We start from the raw sequence: 15,654 nt of genomic DNA on the forward strand, positions 1-15,654 counted from the left end.
GGCTTAAAGTAAGCGACCCTGAGCTTTGACTGAATCAGCCTCAGTATTCATTTGAATACGTTGACGTTCCATGAATTCTTTTAAGGTATCAATGCCGCGTAATTGCAAAATAGTATTGCGTACAGCGGCCTCAACTAGTACTGCTAAGTTCCGTCCTGCGGCAACCTGAATTTTTACAGTACGAATAGGAATCCCCAAGACATCGATATGTTGAGCTTCAAGAGGCAGCCTTTCAAACTCTCCATCGGTTCTACGAACGAGTTGAACAATGAGTCGTAGCTTGAGTTTGCGACGTACTGCAGTTTCACCAAAGATGGTGCGGATATCGAGTAAACCTAGGCCACGAACCTCAAGTAAGTTGCGTAATATAACTGGGCACCGTCCTTCAATATAGTCTGGGCCAAGGCGAGCAAAATCAACTGCATCATCTGCTACTAAGCCATGGCCACGAGAAATCAGCTCTAGACCTAATTCACTTTTCCCTAAACCAGATTCACCAGTAAGCAATACACCTAAGCCTAAGATATCCATAAATACACCATGCATCGTGATTTTTGGTGCGCCAATTTTAGTCAGGTAGGTACGCAGATGATCAATGACTTCTGCTGCGGAAATAGAGGTTGTAAATAAAGGGGTAGAAGTACGCTGGCAAAAGAGTTGCAAATCAGCATCGGCTGCTTTGCCATCCGCTACGATGACACAAGGTGGTGTTTTAGAAATTAAGTTAGCGATCTGCTCTTGTTTTTGTTCAGGCTCTAGCGCTGCATGATAGTCAACTTCTTGTTCGCCAAAGATTTGGATACGACTTGGATGAATAAGATTTAAGTGCCCCACCAAGTCTGAGCTAGCTGCAGCTGCTTTGACTGCCTCAGTTGGGAAAGTGCGGTCTGCGCCTTCTAATCCACCAATCCAAGACAGTTTTAGATCTGAAACATTGTCATCAAAAATCTGCTGTGCAGTTACTCCTTCAAGGAGCAATGGCTGTGTCATTTTGTTGCATCCCACTGTTGTAATAATTCACATACCTTAGCTGGATCACTGGCGGACGATAAGAATTGACGAGTATCTGCATTAGATAGTAGCTGTGCAATAGAAGACAGAATTTCTAAATGCTGTTGAGTTGCTTTTTCAGGGACCAGCAAAAAAATCAGAATGGATACTGGCTCACCATCGGGAGCAGCAAACTCAATCGGGCTTTTGAGTTTCATGAAAGCGGCGCTTGGCTGTTTAAGACCCTTAACGCGCCCATGGGGAATTGCAACGCCGGCACCGAGTGCAGTGGATCCTAAATCTTCGCGTGCGTTCAAAAATTCCACTACGGAAGTTGCTTCAATACCTACTTTTTTGAAGAAGAGGTCTCCCGCTGCTGCAAATGCATCAGCTCTGCTGGTAGCAGGGTTATCTAATGCAATGCATTCAGGGGTGAAAAGATTGGTCAGGGCATTCATGAGAATTGATTATAGGTGTCCTGACTACAGAGATCACTCAAAGTGCTTATCGTGATGATGATCCTGGATTTTTTCTTTGTGTTTTACAACTTGACGTTCTAGTTTTTCGACCACGGCATCCATCGCATGGTATAGGTCGGCATTATGAGCCTCGGCAAATAATTCTTTACCCTTAAGGTGAATGGTAATTTCAGCGCTTTGACGAAGTTCCTTTTCCTTAGCGTTATCAATTACAAGAAAGGCGGAAGCATCAATGACATGGTCAAAGTGCTTACGAATTTTGGCCATTCCAGCTTCAAGGTGCGTGCGCATGGCAGGGGTTACTTCCAGATGGCGGCTATTAATTTTCAAATTCATCAGCATCTCCTCATATATACGCGTGCGCATGCTAATGCCCGGGGTGCGCAGCAGGCCCCTGAAATTGTTTGAGTAGTATTTTTGGAAAGGAACTTCATGAACCTCCAGCGTATCAGCGAATTTGCTGAAAACCAAGAGGGAAAAGCATTTTTATTAGTTAAACGGCCCAGAATGCCCCCAGCTTACATCCTGAAGTTTTCGCCTAGGTAGACTCTACGGACGGCATCATTTTGGATAATTTGGTCTGGTTTACCTTCGGCCAGCACACTGCCTTCACTAATAATGTAGGCATGGTCGCAAATACCCAGGGTTTCCCGAACGTTATGGTCAGTAATCAGAACGCCAATTTGACGATCTCGTAAGAAACGGACGATCCGCTGAATTTCCCCAACGGCAATAGGGTCAACGCCAGCAAATGGTTCGTCTAGCAAGATAAATTTGGGTTGGGAGGCTAAAGCCCTAGCAATCTCAACTCGGCGACGCTCACCACCAGACAGGGAGAGAGCTGGGTTGTTACGCAGATGACTAATTTGTAGCTCACCCAAGAGCTCATCTAGTCGATTAGCAATTTCAACTTTCGTTAGCGGCTTACCACCCTGCGCTTGAAGTTCAAGGACAGCTTGGATATTCTCGGCAACATTCAGTTTTCTAAAAACGGAAGCTTCTTGCGGAAGATAAGACAAACCCATGCGAGCACGTTCATGGATGGGTAAATGCGTGATGTCAGTACCATCTAGAACAATATTGCCCCCATCGAGCGGCACTAAGCCAACAATCATATAAAACGATGTTGTTTTGCCTGCACCATTGGGCCCAAGCAAGCCGACCACTTCACCACACTTTACTTCTATGGAAACATCTCGAACAACTGTTCTAGAGCCGTAACGTTTTTGTAGATGATGCGCGCTCAGAGTTGCTGCGCTATTAGTTTGAGCTAAATCCGTTGTCATTTCTCTAATGTGGCTTTTCGTCTTGGTGAAAGGATTGCTCTAGCCAAGGGCAGATCATCCGGCTTTGCATCTTTAGGTGGTGTAACACGATAGTACTGCTTTACATCATCGTATTCAATTTTCCAACCGCGCAGTTGGTCTAGCATTTGCATATTGAGGAGGCGTTTGAGACTGGCATCGCCAGTTAATGTGAGAACTTCAGTTTTAGCGTTGTAGGCTACCTGAGTTGCCAAGCCTTGCATGAACTCATCTGCAGGTCCTTCGCGACGCTGTCTAAAGCTGGCTGTCACATCTGGCGTGCCCTTGATATCAACAAATTCATAGCCCTCAGGATTTACTTCAATATGTCCATCCTCGCCAGTAACGATGATGCTTCCTTTGATGAGTAATACCTGCCCCTTCAGATCATAGATTTGCTTGACATCGTTTACAGAAACCTTTTCGGCTTCGAGTATGACAGGCTTATCTTGATCAGCCTTCTCAGCGTATGCAAGTTCCGCTAGGCTGAGTGATAGCAAAAACAATGCAGTAATGAAGCGAAGTATCAAACCAGTTTTCATGATCTTTATTGAGTGCTCCGTGGTGCTCGCTCAATGCGTCCTTTAACTTGACCTAAAAGGGTCATGCTTTGCTCAACGTTATTAAATTTTCCACCTTCGGTGGAGTGCATGATTGACATGCCTTGCTCAAGCGTTATAGGCCTATCCGTTTCAATGATGTCATCATTAATGAGTACTTTGAAATAAGTAGAAGAGGCAAGCATTCTCAAGGTTGCAGATTGTGTTGCTGTTGCTGCTTGGGCTGGTCGAAAGATGGATGCATTATCAATCAGATCCAAAATAGTGAGATCACCATCAAGATGACCTGTATCAGATTTGACGGTTACTGGCGTCTTATCAAGCTGGAAGAGGCGCATGCGGGGGGTCAAAATATCAATCGAAGCATCATCATCATAGTGAGTCACTTTTTTACCTAGAATTCGATATTTGGTATTACCTATTTCATTGAGGGCTGAGAGCGCTCCATTAGTGATTGTGTAATCAGGCTCATGAAGTCTTACACGCTCTAGAGTAGATTTTTCAGCTGGAGCCCCTTTTTGTACTAGCCAAAAGGTGACTAGCGTTAGAGCCCCCATCAAAAGCAATGGCATCAGACGCAATAGAGTGCGCCCAATACCGAGTTTGATTTTTTGAGAATTGAAGTGCATTACTTAGTTGCGCGCTTTATTGAGCAATTCTTCGTAGTGGTTTTGCGCCTTCAGAATCAGATCGCACACTTCTCGTACAGCCCTATTCCCGCCGCTATGATTACATACGAAATGTGCAAATTCTTTTACTGCTTCATGAGCTTGTGCAGGACAAATCCGAAAGCCGGCGTTCTTCATCATTTGCAAATCTGGCCAGTCATCGCCCATGACGGCACAGTCTGATGGGGCAAGGCCCAAGGATTTGATTACTTGGGTTAAGGCAATAGCTTTGTTTTCAACGCCCATGTGGACATGTTTAATACCTAGCTCTTCGCAACGGGCTAGAACCATCTTTGAATTTCTGCCGGTGATGATCGCGGTCGGTATTCCACACTGCTCTAATAATTTAATACCCAAACCATCTTGAATATCAAATGCTTTCAGCGACTCCTTACCGTCAGCGCCAATCCATACTTGCCCATTAGTTAAAACACCATCAACATCTAGAACCAAGAGTTTTACTTTGCTTGCACGCTCCCAAGCTTGTGGGTAGCTAGCAAGAGGATTGGTATTGTGGGTGTTAAAAGCGCTCGACATTAAAATTAAATTACTTTTGCTGCAAATAGATCATGCAGATTGAGTGCGCCTAATAGTTGCCCATTGCTATCAGTCACAACCAAATGATTAATACGATGTTTCTCCATCATCTCAATTGCCTCTTCTGCAAGTAGCTCAGGTGGAATAGTGCGTGGGCCGGGGGTAGTGGCACTTTTCAGGGTGATGTCATCCAGATTAGTTTTCTTTTCCAATAAGCGACGTAGGTCACCATCGGTCAAAATACCAAATACCTTTTTGTCTTTATCTAAGGCAACAACCATGCCCATGCGCTTGGCAGTCATCTCCAGCAGTGCCTCTTGTAATGAGGCTTCAACGGAAATTTTAGGAGTGTCATCAAGGCTGCGCATCACTTCACTGACATGCGTGAGTTGTTTACGGCCAAGTCTGCCACCTGGATGTGAGCGGATAAAATCTTCTGCCTCAAATCCTCTTGCATCTAACAATGCAACTGCCAATGCATCACCCATTGCCAATGCAGCAGTGGTACTTGTAGTTGGCGCCAGATTAAGTGGGCACGCTTCTTTTTCAACGCTAGTATCAAGGTGTGCATCTGCTAATTTTGCAAGCGATGAATTCGGAGCACCAGTCAATGCAATGAGTTTTGCTCCAGTGCGTTTGATAATGGGAACAATAGTTAACAATTCATCGGTTTCGCCGGAATTGGAGAGGGCTACAAATACATCCTCTCTTGTGACCATTCCTAAGTCACCATGACTAGCTTCAGCAGGGTGAACAAAAAAAGCGGGGGAACCAGTGGAAGCGAAAGTAGCAGCAATTTTGCGTGCAATGTGACCGGATTTACCGATGCCAGAAACCACAATTCTGCCTTTACAACCATGGAGTAGTTCAACCGCGAGTACTAGGGCATCGGCATTAGCCCCTTCAAGGCGATCGCGCATCGTTTGCAGTGCAGCAGCCTCAATAGTGAGGGTGTCACGCGCAAGCTTTAGGGTTCGTTCACGAGTCTTAGCTATCATCGAGTAAGTATATGCCGTCAGTCCTTCAGTTAACTCTCATTCTCTTGGCCTCTGGTGTGGCCGGAGTCCTTATTTTCCGCTATTTTGGCTTACCCCCTATTTTGGGCTATTTGGCCATTGGCGTGTTGATTGGCCCCCATGCCCTAGGCCTAGCTAGCGACTCAGCCACAGTCAAATATCTGGCTGAATTTGGGGTTGTTTTCTTAATGTTCTCGATTGGCCTGGAATTTAACCTCCATAAGCTGCGAGCCATGCGCAAGATCGTATTTGGCCTTGGTGCTAGTCAGGTAATTTTGACCATGCTCTTGGCGGTTCCAGCCAGCCTTCTCATGAACTGGATTTACCCGATCTCTTGGAGTGCAGCGATTGCCTTGGGCGGTGCCCTGGCAATGTCTTCTACCGCCATTGTGAGCAAGCTCATTTCTGATCGAGCTGAATTAGAAACAGAGCACGGTCGTAATGTTGTTGGCATTTTGTTATTCCAAGACTTGGCAGTGGTTTTCCTGTTGATTTTGTTGCCAGCACTCGGAAAAAATTCTACAGACTTATTTGTTGCTCTAACAGCTGCATCAATCAAAATCACTGTGGCATTAATACTGATTTTCTTTATCGGCCAATCACTCATGAGTCATTGGTTCAAGTTGGTAGCTAAGTTTCGCTCCCAAGAATTATTCATGCTCAATCTTTTGTTAATTGTATTGGGTATGGCGGGACTGACTGAGTATTTGGGGTTATCTTTAGCGCTCGGCGCATTCTTAGCCGGTATGTTGATCTCTGAAACACCATACCGCCATCAGGTAGAGGAGGACGTTAAGCCATTCCGCGATGTTTTGCTTGGACTTTTCTTCATTACGATTGGCATGCTACTGGATTTCAATGTTATTCGAGAGCAATGGGTATTGGTTTTAGCTTTGCTAATAGGCCCATTGGTGTTTAAGTTCAGCTTGATTGCTTTGCTCTCTAAAGTTTTTGGCTCAAGCACTGGTATCTCCATCAGAACTGGCCTATGTCTCGCTCAAGCAGGTGAATTCGGCTTTGTTTTGCTGACTCAAATCGATGGCTTGGATTTAATTGATCCAATCTTGAGTCAAGCAGTATTAGCGGCAATGCTGATCTCGATGTTCTGTGCACCTTTCTTAATTGAATACAGCGATCGTATTGCAATGCGCTTCTCTAGTAATGAATGGTTATTGCAATCACTTGCTTTGACGCGGGTGGCAGCAAAAAGTGTGCGCAACGAAAATCATGTAGTGATTTGTGGATTTGGCCGATCAGGCCAAAGCTTGGCACGCATGCTAGATCAAGAAAAAATTCCTTATATTGCTTTGGATTTAGACCCTGATCGCGTCAAAGAGGCAGCTGCTGCTGGTGATAACGTTGTCTACGGCGATGCTAGTCGTGAGAACTATTTGATTGCTGCCGGTCTCTCTAGAGCAAAAGCGGTGGTCATTACGTATGCAGATACTGCAGCAAGCATGCGCGTATTAAGACAAGTAGAGCATTTGCGACCAGGAATGACAGTATTAGTGCGCACTAGAGATGATGCGGATATTGCGAAACTGCAAGCCGCGGGCGCCACTGAAGTAATTCCAGAGCTCATTGAGGGCAGCCTCATGATTGCTTCTCACGTCTTACTAATCATGGGTGTGCCAATGCGCAAGGTAGTAAGAAGAATTACTTCTGCTCGTGAAGAGCGTTATAGCTTATTGAGGGGTTATTTCCGTGGCTCAGCAGATGATGACTTTGGATCGAATGAGTCTTGGCGTCTGCATGCGATTACGCTATTGCCCCACTCCCAGGCAGTTGGCAAAACCCTGGGTGAACTTGATCTTGAAAATGAGGGTGTCAGTGTTCAGGCTGTCCGTCGTAAAACAGCAAGTGCTGATTATGTGCAGCTGCCACTGACTTCAGAGCTTACGCTCGAGGCAAATGATATTTTGGTGATCTCAGGCAACTCAGAAGCAACTGATTTAGCTGAGGCTAAATTACTCTAATTCTGGATTGATTTCTTTTTCTTACTGACGACGCTCTTACGAGTCAGTAATGGGGCTAAGTAATGACCAGTAAAGCTCGCTGCATTTTTAGCAACATCTTCTGGTGTTCCGGTGGCGATGATTTCTCCACCACCAGCGCCACCTTTAGGCCCTAAATCAATAATCCAGTCAGCAGTCTTGATTACATCTAAGTTGTGCTCAATGATGACAATCGTATTGCCCTGCTTCTTCAATGTTTGAATCACAGTAAGTAATAGCTGGATGTCATGGAAATGTAAGCCCGTAGTCGGCTCATCCAAGATGTACAAGGTTCTACCGGTATCCCGTTTGGATAGCTCAAGAGAAAGCTTTACGCGTTGTGCTTCACCGCCAGATAGAGTGGTGGCACTCTGCCCAAGCTTGACATAACCCAAGCCAACATCAAGGAGTGTTTTGAGTTTACGTTTAACAATAGGTACAGCCTCAAAGAATTCATGTGCTTGCTCGATTGTCATCGACAGAACTTCATGAATGTTCTTGCCCTTGTAACGAATGTCTAAAGTTTCGCGGTTATAACGCTTGCCATGACAAACATCGCAAGGCACATAAACATCAGGCAAGAAGTGCATTTCTACTTTCAGTACGCCATCACCTTCACAAGAGTCGCAGCGACCACCCTTCACGTTAAAAGAGAAGCGACCAGCTTCATAGCCGCGCTCACGTGATGCTGGAACGCCAGCAAATAGTTCACGAATTGGTGTAAACAGACCTGTGTAGGTAGCGGGGTTAGAGCGCGGGGTTCTACCAATCGGTGACTGATCTACGCTAATGACTTTGTCAAAATGCTCTAAGCCTTTCATTGAATCATGGGCTGCTGGTTCCGCAATCGAGCCATAGAGATGCTGAGCCACCGCATGATGCAAGGTGTCATTAATTAATGTAGATTTACCAGATCCTGAAACACCGGTTACGCAAGTGAGTAAGCCCACTGGAATTTTGGCGTGGACTGATTGCAAGTTATTACCACGGGCACCGAGAATTTCTAAGAATCGATCATTGACTGGAATACGCTTTTCGGGAACCGCAATGGCTTCGCGACCAGCAAGGTAGGCGCCAGTTAAAGAGTTTGGGTTTGCTTCAACTTCTGCAGGAGTTCCTTGGGCAACAATCTCTCCACCATGGATACCCGCACCAGGACCAATATCAATTACCCAGTCAGAGGCACGAATCATATCTTCATCATGCTCAACAACTAAGACACTATTACCCAGATCACGTAAGTGCTTGAGTGTGCCAATTAAGCGATCATTATCGCGTTGATGCAGACCAATGGATGGTTCATCAAGAACATACATGACTCCGGTTAGCCCAGAGCCAATCTGGCTTGCAAGACGAATACGCTGCGCTTCTCCACCAGACAGGGTATCTGCACTACGCTCGAGAGAAAGATAGTCAAGACCTACATCATTTAAGAAGCGTAGACGCGCGCTGATCTCCTTAACAATCTTATCGGCAATTTCTCGTTTAGCACCCTTGAGATCCAAAGCTTCGAAATACTCTTTTGCTTCTTTCAGTGGTAATGCACTGATCTCGTAGATAGCGCGCGATTGTTTTTTCTCGCCGACTTTGACAAAGCGTGCCTCTTTGCGCAAGCGACTGCCATTACATTCAGGACAAGTTTGTACATTTTGATAGCGTGATAATTCTTCACGCACTGTCATCGAGTCAGTTTCGCGATAGCGACGCTCAAAGTTGGCAATAATGCCTTCAAAGGCGTGTTCTCGAGTCGTGTTTTTACCGCGCTCGTTGATGTACTCAAAAGGAATGGTTACCTCTCCTGAGCCCAACAGGATCAAGTCTTGCTGTTTCTTAGAGAGCGTTTCAAATGGCTTCTCGACATCAAAGCCGCCATGCTTAGCTAGGGTCTGCAGTAACTTAAAGTAAAACTGATTGCGACGATCCCAGCCTTTAATCGCACCCGAGGCTAGTGATAAATCGGGATGGGCAACGATCCGCTTTGGATCAAAGAAGGATTGATGACCAAGGCCATCGCAAGAGGGGCAAGCACCCATGGGATTATTAAATGAGAACAGGCGCGGCTCTAGCTCTTGTAAAGAGTATGAGCAAACTGGGCAAGCAAACTTACTTGAGAAAATCATTTCTTTACCACTATCCATGTTGACAATCATGGCCTTGCCATCAGCTAGTCGCAGGACTGTCTCAAAAGATTCTGCAAGACGTTGTTGAATATCAGGACGCACTTTAATGCGATCAACTACAACTTCAATAGAGTGCTTATCGTTTTTCTTAAGCGTTGGTAGTTGATCTACTTCAAAGATCTCTGCTTTAGCGGCATTGGCTGTGCCACCCCCAGAGCGGACACGAAAGCGTACGAAGCCTTGTGCCTGCAGGTCTTGAAAGAGATCAACAAACTCACCTTTGCGCTCACTGACAACTGGCGCAAGAATCATTAACTTCGTATCTTCTGGCATTGATAGCACGGTATCTACCATCTGCGAAACGCTTTGTGCTTCTAATGGAAGATCATGATCAGGGCAATGTGGCGTACCTGCGCGTGCAAATAGCAGACGTAAGTAATCATGAATTTCAGTAACGGTGCCGACAGTTGAGCGCGGGTTATGACTAGTTGCTTTTTGTTCAATTGAGATTGCTGGTGAAAGACCCTCGATGGTATCGACATCTGGCTTTTCCATGAGCTGCAAAAACTGTCGCGCATAGGCAGAAAGTGATTCAACATAGCGCCGCTGACCTTCGGCGTAGAGGGTATCGAACGCTAATGAGCTTTTGCCAGAACCAGATAATCCAGTGAGGACGACTAATTTCTCTCTAGGAATATCTAAATTGATGTTTTTGAGGTTGTGGGTGCGGGCACCACGGATCTTAATTTCGTTATTCATGATTTTTTAGCGTAACTTGTTAATATAGCTCTTTCCGATGAATCCTTCTGAACTCCGCTCCGCTCTGGCCTTAGCAGGCATCTTTGGCCTTCGTATGCTGGGCCTTTTCTTGCTTTTGCCCGTCTTTAGTATTCATGCCAAAGACTTACCTGGAGGTGAGCAAGCCCTCTTGATAGGGCTAGCATTGGGAATTTTCAATATTGTTCAGGCCTGCTTCCATATTCCCTTGGGCAGGCTTTCTGACCGAATTGGTAGAAAAACGGTCGTTTTATGGGGGTTGTCCTTGTTTGTTGTGGGAGCCTTAATTTGTGCTGCCAAGGATGATTTGCTATGGATCTCCATTGGTAGGGGGGTGATGGGTGCCGGAGCCATTTCTGCGGCTGTTTCTGCGTGGGTTGCCGATCTGACTCGAGAGCAAGTACGCAGTCAAGCCATGGCCATAGTCGGCGCCAGCATTTCTCTTTCATTTGCTATTTCGCTGGTTGCTGCTGCTCCGCTTTATCGCACGATTACCTTAAGCGGCATGTTCGTGGTATTAGCAATCTTAGGTGTTGTAGCGATGGTAGTGGCCTATTTTGTATTACCAGATAACAAACCTGAAGTTCCTGCGCAACAAGATTCAATCAAAGTGGTGTTTTTGCGTCCAGAGCTTATGCGTCTAAATATAGGCGTATTTGTATTAAATGCTACCCAAGTCGCAATGTTCTTAGTAGTTCCACGTTTACTAGAACAAGCAGGATTTCCGCTTGCTTCACATTGGCAAATTTATCTCTCCGTCGTTTTGCTCTCTTTTGTGTTTATGGTTCCGCTATTAATTTATGGCGAGAAAAAACAGCGCATACGACTTATCCTATTAATTGCCATCATTCTTCTGATTATTGCTGAAACAATCTTCACGCAAGCTTCAACTGTGACGCTCATCACGGTGGCATTACTAATTTACTTTATAGGCTTTAACCTACTAGAGGCCCTACAACCCTCTTTGGTTACTCGCTATGCAAAAGAGTCCAAAGGAACTGCTTTAGGGGTTTACAACACCACGCAATCCATTGGCCTATTTTCTGGTGCATTGTTAGGTGGTTGGCTAATGGATAGCCATGGTGATTTATCGGTCTTTGCAGCCGGTACGGCGCTCTTAGTTTGCTGGCTTATAATTGCTTGGTCGATGGGTGAAATGCCAGTGAGAGCAACAGATTCAAAGGATGTAGCCACAAAGACAGCGCCGTAGCATCATCGATTTAATTAAAGAGAGCAGTTTATTTTTAGCAGCAATAACAGCAGTATTTTTCTTCGGGAGACAACATGGCTTCGGTAAATAAAGTCATCATCGTAGGTAACGTAGGTCGCGATCCAGAAACACGTTACATGCCAAGCGGCGACGCCGTTACAAATATTTCAGTAGCAACATCTGATCGCTATAAAGATAAGCAAACTGGTGAAATGAAAGAAACCACAGAATGGCATCGTGTTGCATTCTTTGGCAAGCTTGCAGAAATCGCTGGACAGTACCTTAAAAAAGGTTCCCAGGTTTACTGTGAAGGCCGTTTACGTACACGCAAATGGACTGATGCTAGTGGTCAAGAAAAATATTCCACTGAAATCGTTGCAGAAACAATGCAAATGCTTGGCGGCAAGCCAGTAAGCGGAAGTGGTGACGGTGGCGAAAGCTATGCTCGCTCAAAGCCGGCTGAGCAGTCTGCTCCAGCAGCATCTAATGCCGCATCACTGGGCGCAATGGATGACGATATTCCGTTTTAAATAGTAGTACCTTAATAGCAAAAACCCCTTCTAGGAATTCCTACAAGGGGTTTTTATTTGCCTAGGTATTTTATTGACGTGCATGCCGAATATTCTCAGGCCACGGTGAGTTGTGATCAGTTCTAAATGGATTGATATCGAGTCCGCCCCGTCTGGTGTAGCGCGCATAGACAGAGAGTTTTTCAGGTTTACATTGGCGCTTGATATCCATAAAGATAGTTTCTACACAATGCTCATGAAATTCGCCAAGCTGTCTAAAGCCAATGAGATAGCGTAATAAACCTTCTTCGAGAATTGGACGTCCTTGATACCGAATCTGCACACTAGCCCAGTCTGGCTGACCTGTAACGGGGCAGTTTGATTTCAGCAAATGAGAGACTAGGCACTGTTCAATTGGACCAAAGGATTCATTTACACCGAGCAAGCTTGGGTCTGCAGGCAGATTCGGATCTATTTCAATATCGAGACGATCCATCAGGATGCCACCCATTTCTTGCATCCCCTTTTTTGAAATGGATTCTGTTGGATTAATCCGAGCGGTGATCTTGCTGCCAGCAACGGCTGATAAATCAGTGATAAGTCTCTCTTTGACTGCGCTCTCATCTTTAAAGCGAACATTATTTAAGCTATTGAGATAGAGCTTGAAGGACTTGGACTCAATCATGTTGGGTGAGTCTGCAGGGATCTGAAATTCAGCTAGTGCAATTTGCGGCTTACCCTTTTGATTAAGCCAACTGAGCTCAAAGGCATTCCAAATATCAATACCTACGAATGGTAAGGCTTGACCTTCTTGAAAGCCGAGCTTTGCACGATTCTGGGACCTTGGAATGGGAAATAGCAAACTGGGATCATATTGATCTGGATATTGCGTAGATTGCCCAAGCGGAAGTATTGCCATGATGCTTATTTTGCTTTGGGTCTGTTTGATACACCAGATACAACATGACCAGTAGGTGCAACAGATGCTGCAGATTGGCAATGACCGGTTTGATCATCGAAGAAGAAGTCCGGTTCGAATTCTCGCAAGAACTCGCTCTTGGATAAGCCGCCTAAGAACATCGCTTCATCAACATCAATACCCCATGCCATCAAAGTGCGAATGGCGCGTTCATGCGCAGGCGCAGAGCGCGCAGTAACTAATGCAGTACGAATACGCATACCATTTTCACTAGTGGAGCGTTGCAGTCTATGCAGTGCCTCAAGCAAGGGTTTAAAGGGCCCAGGTGGTAATGGAATATCAACCTTCTTACTTTCATGATCCACAAAAGCCTCGAGGCCTTTTTTCTGAAAGACTTGCTCTGCTTCATCTGAAAAGAGTACGGCGTCTCCGTCAAATGCAATCCGAATTTCATTTGGATGGGATTCTGCTGTTTTGCTTGATTCTGGATAGACGCGTGCAGCTGGAAAGCCAGCATCAATCGTAGCTCGCACGTCATCTTCATTCGCTGACAAGAAAAGGTTGGCGTGTAATGAGCGTAGGTAATGATATGGAGGGCGACCTCTTGTAAAAACACCGCGCTCGAGATGTAAGCCATGATGTTCTGCAGAACGGAACACCCTTAGGCCGCTGACTGGATCGTTGCGCGAGAGGATTACTACTTCAACGCGTTGCTCACCTTCTTCATTAAAGGCTAAGAGTTTTTTAACTAAGGGAAATGCCACACCTTTTTGAGCTGCCTCACTAAGACGCTCAAGCTGTAATTTCATATAAGCACTGTCATCAGTCGATTCGAAGATGCGATTCTCTTCTTCAAAATCAAACAGGGCGCGCGAAGAAATCGCGACGACAAGTTTTCCGGTGAGTGTGTATGACATGGATGTATTACGTCTTACGTATTTAATTTTATTTCAGGAAAAGGTGATAAGCAGGATTATTACTTTCATCCCAATGCGGATAAGCTAATTTCTCTAAAAATACTTGGAATTTTTTTTGTTCATTCTTGGGAACTTGGATGCCCACCAGGATACGGCCGTAGTCCGCACCATGGTTACGGTAGTGGAACAAGCTGATATTCCAGTTAGGTGCCATGCTGGTTAAGAACTTCATCAACGCCCCTGGACGCTCTGGGAACTCAAAGCGGTAGAGTAATTCATCTTTAGCTAGTGCAGAGTGACCGCCCACCATATGGCGGAGGTGAGACTTTGCCAGTTCGTCATGCGTTAAGTCGATGGTTGCAAACTTGGCTTTGCGGAAGTGCTTTGCAATTGCCTCACTGTCACCTGCTTTTTGAGTACTCACACCAACAAAGATATGCGCTTCGCTTTGATCGCCAATGCGATAGTTAAATTCTGTCACGTTACGCTTGCCAAGTAATTGGCAGAAACGCTTGAAGGATCCGCGCTCTTCAGGAATGGTAACTGCAAATACAGCCTCACGGAACTCACCAACGTCTGCACGTTCTGCTACAAAGCGCAGGCGGCTAAAGTTCATATTTGCGCCACAGGCAACCGCCACTAAAGTTTTCTTTTGGATCCGTTTTTTCTCAACATATTTCTTCATACCCGCAATAGCTAAGGCGCCAGCAGGTTCAAGGATACTGCGGGTATCGGTAAAGACATCGTTAATTGCCGCACAGATTTCATCGGTATCAACGGTCACGATTTCGTCAACCACTTTTTGACAAATACGGAAAGTCTCTTTGCCAACTAATTTGACAGCAGTACCATCAGAGAAAAGGCCAACATCTTTCATCTCAATCCGTTTGCCTGCTTTAAGTGATTGATTCATGGCATCGGAATCGGAAGACTGAACGCCGATGACTTTCGTCTTTGGGCTCACCGCTTTGATATATTCACCAATACCAGCAATCAAGCCACCGCCACCAATTGCTACAAACACTGCATCGATAGGCTTTTCATACTGAGTAAAAATTTCATGAGCAATAGTTCCTTGACCAGCGATCACATCGGGATCATCAAATGGATGGACAAAAGTTAGACCCCTTTTTTTACCTAAAAGCTCTGAGTGCAAGAAGGCATCGCTATAGGACTCACCATGCAGAATGATTTCTACCCAAGAACCACCCCTGGCCTTTACTGCATCAATTTTGACGCTCGGTGTGGTCACAGGCATCACGATGACTGCCTTACATTTCATTTTGGCTGCTGACAGGGCTACCCCTTGGGCATGGTTTCCTGCAGAAGCTGCAATCACACCGCGCTTTAAGGCCTCTGGGGATAGATGGGCCATCTTGTTATAGGCACCTCGGAGTTTGAATGAGAAAACTGGCTGGTTATCCTCTCTTTTGAGGAGGACCTGATTACCCAAACGTTTAGTGAGTTCGGGGGCGAGCTGTAGCTCAGTTTCTCTGGCTACGTCATAGACGCGAGCCGATAAAATTTTCTTTAAATAGTTCGTTGCCATCCAATGAGCGTACCACGGATGGCCCCTAAGCCCTTAGATTTGCAAGGGTTTATCGCTTTAGGGAGCAACTTTCCCGGTTTCCTGCCACTATCAGGTTCGCTCTAT

At 45.5% G+C, this 15,654-nt stretch carries 15 protein-coding genes; 3 read left to right on the plus strand and 12 right to left on the minus strand.

Annotated features, from left to right (window positions below):
- Positions 1-3: 3 nt before the first annotated feature.
- The 8 genes from hprK to ICN29_RS07490 all read right to left on the minus strand — a co-directional run bounded on the left by hprK (position 4) and on the right by ICN29_RS07490 (position 5,536).
- The gene (gene hprK, locus ICN29_RS07455) at positions 4-978 is read right to left on the minus strand and encodes an HPr(Ser) kinase/phosphatase (protein ID WP_216132143.1); all 975 of its coding nucleotides are present in this window, start codon (positions 976-978) and stop codon (positions 4-6) included.
- Positions 979-986: 8 nt separating this feature from the next.
- A complete protein-coding gene (locus tag ICN29_RS07460; protein ID WP_216131250.1) occupies positions 987-1,448 on the minus strand; it encodes a PTS sugar transporter subunit IIA in 462 nt (153 codons plus the stop codon).
- A gap of 33 nt (positions 1,449-1,481) precedes the next feature.
- Positions 1,482-1,805, minus strand: coding sequence for a ribosome hibernation-promoting factor, HPF/YfiA family (gene hpf, locus ICN29_RS07465; protein WP_216131253.1), 324 nt, complete (start codon positions 1,803-1,805; stop codon positions 1,482-1,484).
- A gap of 182 nt (positions 1,806-1,987) precedes the next feature.
- The gene (gene lptB, locus ICN29_RS07470) at positions 1,988-2,755 is read right to left on the minus strand and encodes an LPS export ABC transporter ATP-binding protein (RefSeq protein ID WP_216131256.1); all 768 of its coding nucleotides are present in this window, start codon (positions 2,753-2,755) and stop codon (positions 1,988-1,990) included.
- Complete coding sequence (locus ICN29_RS07475; protein WP_216131259.1) at positions 2,752-3,315, minus strand: LptA/OstA family protein; 564 nt, start codon at positions 3,313-3,315, stop codon at positions 2,752-2,754. Before ICN29_RS07475 ends, lptB begins: the two co-directional genes overlap by 4 nt.
- A gap of 5 nt (positions 3,316-3,320) precedes the next feature.
- Positions 3,321-3,962 carry an LPS export ABC transporter periplasmic protein LptC gene (gene lptC, locus ICN29_RS07480; protein WP_216131261.1) on the minus strand — a complete coding sequence of 214 codons (642 nt, stop codon included), beginning with the start codon at positions 3,960-3,962 and terminating at the stop codon, positions 3,321-3,323.
- 3 nt (positions 3,963-3,965) lie between these two features.
- Positions 3,966-4,538: a KdsC family phosphatase gene (locus ICN29_RS07485; RefSeq protein WP_216131264.1), complete on the minus strand. Its 573-nt coding sequence runs from the start codon at positions 4,536-4,538 to the stop codon at positions 3,966-3,968.
- Between the two features lie 5 nt (positions 4,539-4,543).
- Positions 4,544-5,536, minus strand: coding sequence for a KpsF/GutQ family sugar-phosphate isomerase (locus ICN29_RS07490; RefSeq protein WP_216131267.1), 993 nt, complete (start codon positions 5,534-5,536; stop codon positions 4,544-4,546).
- Positions 5,537-5,547: 11 nt separating this feature from the next.
- Here ICN29_RS07490 and ICN29_RS07495 point away from each other — a divergent pair, with 11 nt between their 5' ends.
- Positions 5,548-7,530 carry a monovalent cation:proton antiporter family protein gene (locus ICN29_RS07495; protein ID WP_216131270.1) on the plus strand — a complete coding sequence of 661 codons (1,983 nt, stop codon included), beginning with the start codon at positions 5,548-5,550 and terminating at the stop codon, positions 7,528-7,530.
- On the opposite strand, the gene uvrA is transcribed toward ICN29_RS07495, so the two are convergent.
- Positions 7,527-10,427, minus strand: a complete 2,901-nt coding sequence (uvrA, locus tag ICN29_RS07500) for an excinuclease ABC subunit UvrA (RefSeq protein WP_216131273.1) — start codon at positions 10,425-10,427, stop codon at positions 7,527-7,529. The genes ICN29_RS07495 and uvrA overlap by 4 nt on opposite strands.
- Before the next feature lie 37 nt (positions 10,428-10,464).
- Here uvrA and ICN29_RS07505 point away from each other — a divergent pair, with 37 nt between their 5' ends.
- Both ICN29_RS07505 and ssb read left to right on the plus strand, forming a co-directional pair.
- A complete protein-coding gene (locus ICN29_RS07505) occupies positions 10,465-11,655 on the plus strand; it encodes an MFS transporter (protein ID WP_216131276.1) in 1,191 nt (396 codons plus the stop codon).
- Between the two features lie 74 nt (positions 11,656-11,729).
- Positions 11,730-12,185: a single-stranded DNA-binding protein gene (ssb, locus tag ICN29_RS07510; protein ID WP_216131279.1), complete on the plus strand. Its 456-nt coding sequence runs from the start codon at positions 11,730-11,732 to the stop codon at positions 12,183-12,185.
- Between the two features lie 70 nt (positions 12,186-12,255).
- Here the strand turns inward: ssb and queF are convergent, their stop codons facing one another.
- The 3 genes from queF to ilvA are packed head-to-tail and all read right to left on the minus strand — an operon-like array spanning position 12,256 to position 15,549.
- On the minus strand, positions 12,256-13,083 hold the full coding sequence (gene queF / locus ICN29_RS07515) for an NADPH-dependent 7-cyano-7-deazaguanine reductase QueF (RefSeq protein ID WP_216131282.1): 828 nt from the start codon (positions 13,081-13,083) through the stop codon (positions 12,256-12,258).
- A 5-nt stretch (positions 13,084-13,088) separates the two neighbouring features.
- Complete coding sequence (locus ICN29_RS07520; RefSeq protein ID WP_216131285.1) at positions 13,089-14,000, minus strand: 5'-nucleotidase; 912 nt, start codon at positions 13,998-14,000, stop codon at positions 13,089-13,091.
- Between the two features lie 28 nt (positions 14,001-14,028).
- Positions 14,029-15,549 (minus strand): threonine ammonia-lyase, biosynthetic, encoded by a 1,521-nt coding sequence (gene ilvA / locus ICN29_RS07525; RefSeq protein ID WP_216131287.1) that lies wholly within the window; start codon positions 15,547-15,549, stop codon positions 14,029-14,031.
- Positions 15,550-15,654: the final 105 nt, after the last annotated feature.

It is taken from the genome of Polynucleobacter nymphae, assembly GCF_018882155.1.
GTDB classification, from domain to species: Bacteria; Pseudomonadota; Gammaproteobacteria; order Burkholderiales; family Burkholderiaceae; genus Polynucleobacter; species Polynucleobacter nymphae.

Excerpts from the sequence above, each read along its gene's own strand:
- ICN29_RS07495 (WP_216131270.1), top strand. The coding sequence starts at position 5,548 with ATGCCGTCAGTCCTTCAGTTAACTCTCATTCTCTTGGCCTCTGGTGTG.
- ICN29_RS07460 (WP_216131250.1), bottom strand. The coding sequence starts at position 1,448 with ATGAATGCCCTGACCAATCTTTTCACCCCTGAATGCATTGCATTAGAT.
- hpf (WP_216131253.1), bottom strand. The coding sequence starts at position 1,805 with ATGAATTTGAAAATTAATAGCCGCCATCTGGAAGTAACCCCTGCCATG.
- ilvA (WP_216131287.1), bottom strand. The coding sequence starts at position 15,549 with ATGGCAACGAACTATTTAAAGAAAATTTTATCGGCTCGCGTCTATGAC.
- ssb (WP_216131279.1), top strand. The coding sequence starts at position 11,730 with ATGGCTTCGGTAAATAAAGTCATCATCGTAGGTAACGTAGGTCGCGAT.
- ICN29_RS07520 (WP_216131285.1), bottom strand. The coding sequence starts at position 14,000 with ATGTCATACACACTCACCGGAAAACTTGTCGTCGCGATTTCTTCGCGC.
- queF (WP_216131282.1), bottom strand. The coding sequence starts at position 13,083 with ATGGCAATACTTCCGCTTGGGCAATCTACGCAATATCCAGATCAATAT.
- lptC (WP_216131261.1), bottom strand. The coding sequence starts at position 3,962 with ATGCACTTCAATTCTCAAAAAATCAAACTCGGTATTGGGCGCACTCTA.
- lptB (WP_216131256.1), bottom strand. The coding sequence starts at position 2,755 with ATGACAACGGATTTAGCTCAAACTAATAGCGCAGCAACTCTGAGCGCG.
- ICN29_RS07505 (WP_216131276.1), top strand. The coding sequence starts at position 10,465 with ATGAATCCTTCTGAACTCCGCTCCGCTCTGGCCTTAGCAGGCATCTTT.
- ICN29_RS07485 (WP_216131264.1), bottom strand. The coding sequence starts at position 4,538 with ATGTCGAGCGCTTTTAACACCCACAATACCAATCCTCTTGCTAGCTAC.
- uvrA (WP_216131273.1), bottom strand. The coding sequence starts at position 10,427 with ATGAATAACGAAATTAAGATCCGTGGTGCCCGCACCCACAACCTCAAA.
- ICN29_RS07475 (WP_216131259.1), bottom strand. The coding sequence starts at position 3,315 with ATGAAAACTGGTTTGATACTTCGCTTCATTACTGCATTGTTTTTGCTA.
- ICN29_RS07490 (WP_216131267.1), bottom strand. The coding sequence starts at position 5,536 with ATGATAGCTAAGACTCGTGAACGAACCCTAAAGCTTGCGCGTGACACC.